Origin of the sequence: Microcystis sp. M169S2 (assembly GCF_020245865.1) — a bacterium.
In the GTDB taxonomy this organism is placed as follows: Bacteria; Cyanobacteriota; Cyanobacteriia; order Cyanobacteriales; family Microcystaceae; genus Microcystis; species Microcystis ichthyoblabe_A.
On the sequence record NZ_JADBUB010000104.1, the window covers coordinates 1 to 5,018 of the forward strand.

Here is a 5,018-nt window from a genome sequence, read left to right on the forward strand (position 1 = left end):
AACTATCAACAACTCATGCTTGTAAAGTTTGTACAATAGGGCTTTGAGTTTTTGTTAGATTGATATTTATCAACTTTAGAGCATTGCTGGACAGAGAGGGAGCTTGGGGAATTTTCTACAGTGTAAGTTCGGAAGAACCATAAATACGAACTCCTTGAACTTCATCAACTAGCCGATAATTTTCCTTGATAACCCTAGCAATTTCAGGAAAAACTTCGTGTCCCTGAGTTTCTCTATCTTTAAATCCAATCATTCTTGGAGCCACAGCATCAACAAATAACTTAGCATTAGAATTAATCAGATCGTCTGCATACTGTTTGAAAAAATATTGCTGTAGGGGAAAGTATTTCCATGACCCCATTACACCGGCCCTTGTTGCTTGTATAAGTCCCGTGTCAACATATAACTGTGGTGCCGACCCCCAGACAGCCATAGATTCACCAGGAGAAGCATAATTTAGAATAGTTTTTGCAATCGGACTGAGATAATTTTTGGCAAATCTTCTGCGATTATCCAGGTAAAAGTTATCTGATATTATTGTTATTGTAAATTGTAAAAAACTACTAGCAACTGTCAGGAAAATTACCCCTGTCAAAAGAGAGAACTTTAAGTGTGAACGAGTGAATTTTGACACTTGTAAAACTTTGGCAAGTTCACCTAAAAACACGCCGAGGAGAAATCCACTAGGTATAATTAGAAACAGTAAATAATGGGGAAAACTGTTCCCTGGTCTAATAACTGAATAACTCGACGCAGCCAAAATAACTAAACTGTAATAGACAAAACAAAATGTGTTAGGCTTCTCTTGATGTGGGCTTAAAGAAAAACGCTTTATTATTAAAAATGGTATTCCTACTATCAATGCAATTGCCGTCAATAAAAATAACATCTGTGTATCTTGCACTCTTACTAACATATCCAGAAATATGTTAATTTTTGCCAAAAAGGTTACTTGCGTTAGATTTCCTCCCAAACCATTGCTAGAATAAATCAATAAATTCTGTTGTATATAAGATGTCCAGAAAGCATCATATATTGAAAAAATTATTAGATATAATACGACTAAAGCTGAGAACAATATTCCCCCAAGAAAGAAAGCAGCAAGACTCCTGATAAATTTACCTCTTGCGCTGCTTTTTAGCCAGAGTATGTGCAAAAATATACAAGCAATTGAGAAAGCTATAGGAACTGACTGCATTTTGGAAAAGGGAGTAAGTCCGATGATAAAACCCAAGGCAAATATCAGCCGATTAGGATTAGATGAATTACCAGCATGATATTTACAAACAATTAACAAAGCCACACTTAATATGGCAATTGAAAAATGTTCACTTGTATAATGCACATAGCCTGATTCCTTCATTAAGGCGACAGTGGTAACAAGGGGAACTATTGCTAGACGAGAAAGGGTCTTATCGTAGAGAGTGGATAAAGCATAATAAAGACAAACAATAGCAGCAATTATCATGATTAAGCCGATCACACGACTACTAGCATATTCAATTCTGAACCCGAAAAAAGCTGGTAGAGTCAGAGGATAGACATTGAGCGGTCCAGATGAACCCGCATCTACCGCACGCCAGAAAACTGGGTCTTTCAACAGTTTGATTGCACCTGCGATAAACAGACCCTCGTCTGGGTCTAGCATTGGTGACAAGAAACCTGGCCAGCGTGCTGCTAAAATAAAAGTAACTAAAGATATAATAAATATTAGATTTGACGATAAAAAATTCTGGAGCTTACTCGTGGGAGTTCTCGGGAATATAAGAGGAGAAAAAGCTAAAAAAATGAGAATAATAAAAGTGAATATTACCGATATTCTGTAAATAATTGACAAAGATGGAATACTTGCCAAGTTGCTCAGTAGCCACCACCGTAAATCAATTTGGTTATCTACCATTTTTTTACTCTTTAGGGATCAATCTAGAGGGGATGGACTTATATTATAATCGGCTGTAAGCATTTTTTCGATGTTTACAACTGAGGATAATGACAACTGAACCCCCATCGTTTAATTCTCGCGCTTCTGGCTGGCTGCCTGATAAATTGCGAAAACTTGGCTTAAATCTGCCCTTAGTCCGATATTAATGAAAATTACCCGTTTTTTCCCCAGATTTAATTCCTCTAGATGCGCTTGACGATAGGGTGCGCGTTTTTCCAGCACGTTTTCACAATAACTACTCCAGATAAAAAATTTCGGCATATTTGACCTGTAATCTCTTGATCTGTTGCTATTTTACGATCGAACTAAATCCCTATAGAAAAGTGTGGAGGGGTACAGTTGGCTGATTTTGTCTATGGCCAAGTTTTACAGAAGATTTAAGTAGAGTAATCGATAAACCGCCAATTCAAGTGTGAATTGCATCACTTTTTTATCTCGTAAACGCTCGATTATTGACATAATTAACGATAAATTCAATAATACTAAATCTGCTTATTAAAGACTGATTATTTATTTCCTCTTTTGCCTGTCCTGATATGTAGCCTATACTCAACGGATTTAGTATAATATCTCCCAAATTGAACATTCGAGGCATCCTTACCCTGGGAATTTTGGGGTTAACCTTCTGTCTGGACTAATTGCTTATTGTCACCGACCCAAAAAACCTAGCCTTCGTCTTGATTGGCTTTTACCCCCATCTGCTTAACCCGAATTCAGGTTAATTTAGATAGTCGGCAGCTTATCCGAGTCCGGATATTTCAATCGCGGGATATTTTCCCAGTCAAAAGCTCCAAACTGAGATCACGTCCGATAAAACATAAGGAATGTTAACCAAAACCACTTATCGTTAAGGAAGTTTGATAAGTTGGAGATTGAACAAAGATAGAAAGTCTCTAGCGCTGACAACTATGGCTGTAATTGTCCAAAAATACGGTGGTACATCGGTAGGTTCCGTGGAACGCATTCAATCGGTCGCTCAACGGGTCAAAAATACGGTAATAGCAGGAAACACCGTGGTGGTGGTCGTTTCTGCCATGGGTAAAACCACCGATGGATTGGTCAATTTAGCCAAACAAATCGCCGCCGAACCCTCGCGCCGGGAGATGGATATGTTATTATCCACGGGGGAACAGGTGACGATCGCCTTGATGAGTATGGCCCTAGAGGAAATCGGACAACCGGCCATCTCCCTAACCGGCGCTCAAGTGGGAATTGTCACGGAATCCGAACATAGTCGGGCCCGTATTTTAGAAATTAAAACCGATCGCCTTTCCCGACATCTATCGGAGGGTAAAGTAGTTGTTGTCGCCGGTTTTCAAGGTGTTAGCGATAGTGATCAACTAGAGATTACCACCCTAGGGCGCGGTGGGTCCGATACCTCGGCCGTGGCCCTAGCGGCCGCCTTAAAAGCCGATTTTTGCGAAATTTACACCGATGTACCTGGTATTCTCACCACTGACCCCCGCTTAGTCCCCGAAGCGCGTCTTTTAGACGAAATTACCTGCGATGAGATGCTCGAATTAGCCAGTTTAGGGGCGAAAGTTCTCCACCCGCGAGCGGTGGAAATCGCTAAAAACTTCGGGGTTCCCTTGGTTGTCCGCTCCAGTTGGACAGATGAGCCTGGTACTTGGGTGACATCTCCGGCACCGAAACCGCGCACCCTGCAAGGATTGGAATTGACAAAAGCAGTGGATGCGGTGGAATTTGAGAGTAATCAGGCGAAAATCGCCCTTTTACGGGTTCCCGACCGTCCCGGTATCGCTGCCCGTTTATTCGGGGAAATCGCTCATCAACAGGTGGACGTGGATTTAATTATTCAATCAATTCACGAGGGTGACAGCAACGATATCGCCTTTACGGTGATGGGAAATGCCTTGAAAAAAGCCCAATCCGTGGCCGAAGCAATCGCGCCAGTTTTACGTTCCCATCCCACTAATACAGAGGAAGCGGAAGTGATTATCGAATCCGGGGCCGCTAAAATCGCCATTACCGGCGCCGGTATGATCGGCCGGCCGGGGATTGCCGCCCAAATATTTAGCACTTTGGCCGCGGCGGCAATTAATATCGAAATGATCTCCACTTCTGAAGTAAAAGTCAGTTGTGTCATCGATGAAGCGGACGGAGAAAAAGCAATTAAAGTCCTTTGTGATGCTTTTCAAGTGGAGTATTCTGCTAAAGTTGCTAATCGCGAAATCCCTAAAAATTTAGTCCCAGTCAGGGGAGTTGCCCTAGATAATAATCAGGCACAAATGGCCATTCGTAACGTCCCCGATCGCCCCGGGATGGCGGCGAGAATTTTCTCGGTTTTAGCGGCAAAAAATGTCAGTGTTGATATGATTATTCAATCCCAACGCTGTCGCATTGTCGATGGTATTCCCCGACGGGATATCGCTTTTACTTTACCCCAAGCTGATGCTAATTCCGCCCAAAAAATCCTCCTAGAACTATCCGAAAGTTTGGGTTTACAGGAAGTGGTGGTTAATAATGATGTGGCCAAAGTGAGCATTGTTGGTTCGGGAATGGAAGGACAACCGGGGGTAGCAGCACGCTTTTTTGAAGCTTTAGCAAAGGAGAAAATTAATATTTTAATGATTGCTACTTCTGATATAAAAATCAGTTGTGTGGTGAATCAGGAAGATGGAGTCAGGTCCCTGCAAGTGGTTCATGCCGCTTTTGGATTAGCCGGACAGGGTAAAATTGAAGTACCCGCCTAAATGAAATTACAAGTTCTATGATGGGGGTAAGAGTTGTTTAATTGCTGGCAACTTAACCCCCAAAAACCAGTTAAGTAAGTTAACCCTCATCACCCCGATTTTATCTATGGACCCTCTTACAGGAGCAGCGATCGCAGTTGATTCGATTATTGCCAATAAAGCGTTAGAGAAAACAGGGGAAAAAGTGGTAGAAAAGGTTTGGGAAAAAACAGAAAAATTTCGGCGTTGTCAGATGTAAAGATGAATCAAGCAAAAGTGTAGGGAACTGGAACATCCTTAAACTTAAGGTAATGAATTAGAAGCGGTAGGGAATTTTCTAACATTTTGACACATTTTGAATAGCAGAGAGTCTTACGATGAAG

4 protein-coding genes and 2 pseudogenes are annotated in these 5,018 nt (G+C 41.5%); 3 read left to right on the forward strand and 3 right to left on the reverse strand.

The features are described 5' to 3' along the window. Window positions 1–115 precede the first annotated feature (115 nt). Together IM485_RS10740 and IM485_RS10745 are read right to left on the reverse strand one after the other, a co-directional pair. Window positions 116–1,900, reverse strand: a complete 1,785-nt coding sequence (locus IM485_RS10740) for a hypothetical protein (RefSeq protein WP_287742966.1) — start codon at window positions 1,898–1,900, stop codon at window positions 116–118. A gap of 111 nt (window positions 1,901–2,011) precedes the next feature. Then, complete coding sequence (locus IM485_RS10745; protein ID WP_104397728.1) at window positions 2,012–2,203, reverse strand: YciI family protein; 192 nt, start codon at window positions 2,201–2,203, stop codon at window positions 2,012–2,014. A 304-nt stretch (window positions 2,204–2,507) separates the two neighbouring features. Between IM485_RS10745 and IM485_RS10750 the strand changes: the two are divergent. From IM485_RS10750 to IM485_RS10760, 3 genes and pseudogenes are all read left to right on the forward strand, one after another. Further along, a pseudogene (locus tag IM485_RS10750) lies at window positions 2,508–2,648 on the forward strand (IS982 family transposase); the annotation flags it as partial. Window positions 2,649–2,850: 202 nt separating this feature from the next. Continuing rightward, the gene (locus IM485_RS10755) at window positions 2,851–4,656 is read left to right on the forward strand and encodes an aspartate kinase (protein WP_104397729.1); all 1,806 of its coding nucleotides are present in this window, start codon (window positions 2,851–2,853) and stop codon (window positions 4,654–4,656) included. A 106-nt stretch (window positions 4,657–4,762) separates the two neighbouring features. Further along, window positions 4,763–4,894 carry a hypothetical protein gene (locus IM485_RS10760; protein WP_272948751.1) on the forward strand — a complete coding sequence of 44 codons (132 nt, stop codon included), beginning with the start codon at window positions 4,763–4,765 and terminating at the stop codon, window positions 4,892–4,894. Between the two features lie 7 nt (window positions 4,895–4,901). Here IM485_RS10760 and IM485_RS10765 read toward each other — a convergent pair. Continuing rightward, window positions 4,902–5,018 (reverse strand): annotated as a pseudogene (locus tag IM485_RS10765) (IS1 family transposase); the annotation flags it as partial.

Excerpts from the sequence above, each read along its gene's own strand:
- IM485_RS10745 (WP_104397728.1), bottom strand. The coding sequence starts at position 2,203 with ATGCCGAAATTTTTTATCTGGAGTAGTTATTGTGAAAACGTGCTGGAA.
- IM485_RS10740 (WP_287742966.1), bottom strand. The coding sequence starts at position 1,900 with ATGGTAGATAACCAAATTGATTTACGGTGGTGGCTACTGAGCAACTTG.
- IM485_RS10760 (WP_272948751.1), top strand. The coding sequence starts at position 4,763 with ATGGACCCTCTTACAGGAGCAGCGATCGCAGTTGATTCGATTATTGCC.
- IM485_RS10755 (WP_104397729.1), top strand. The coding sequence starts at position 2,851 with ATGGCTGTAATTGTCCAAAAATACGGTGGTACATCGGTAGGTTCCGTG.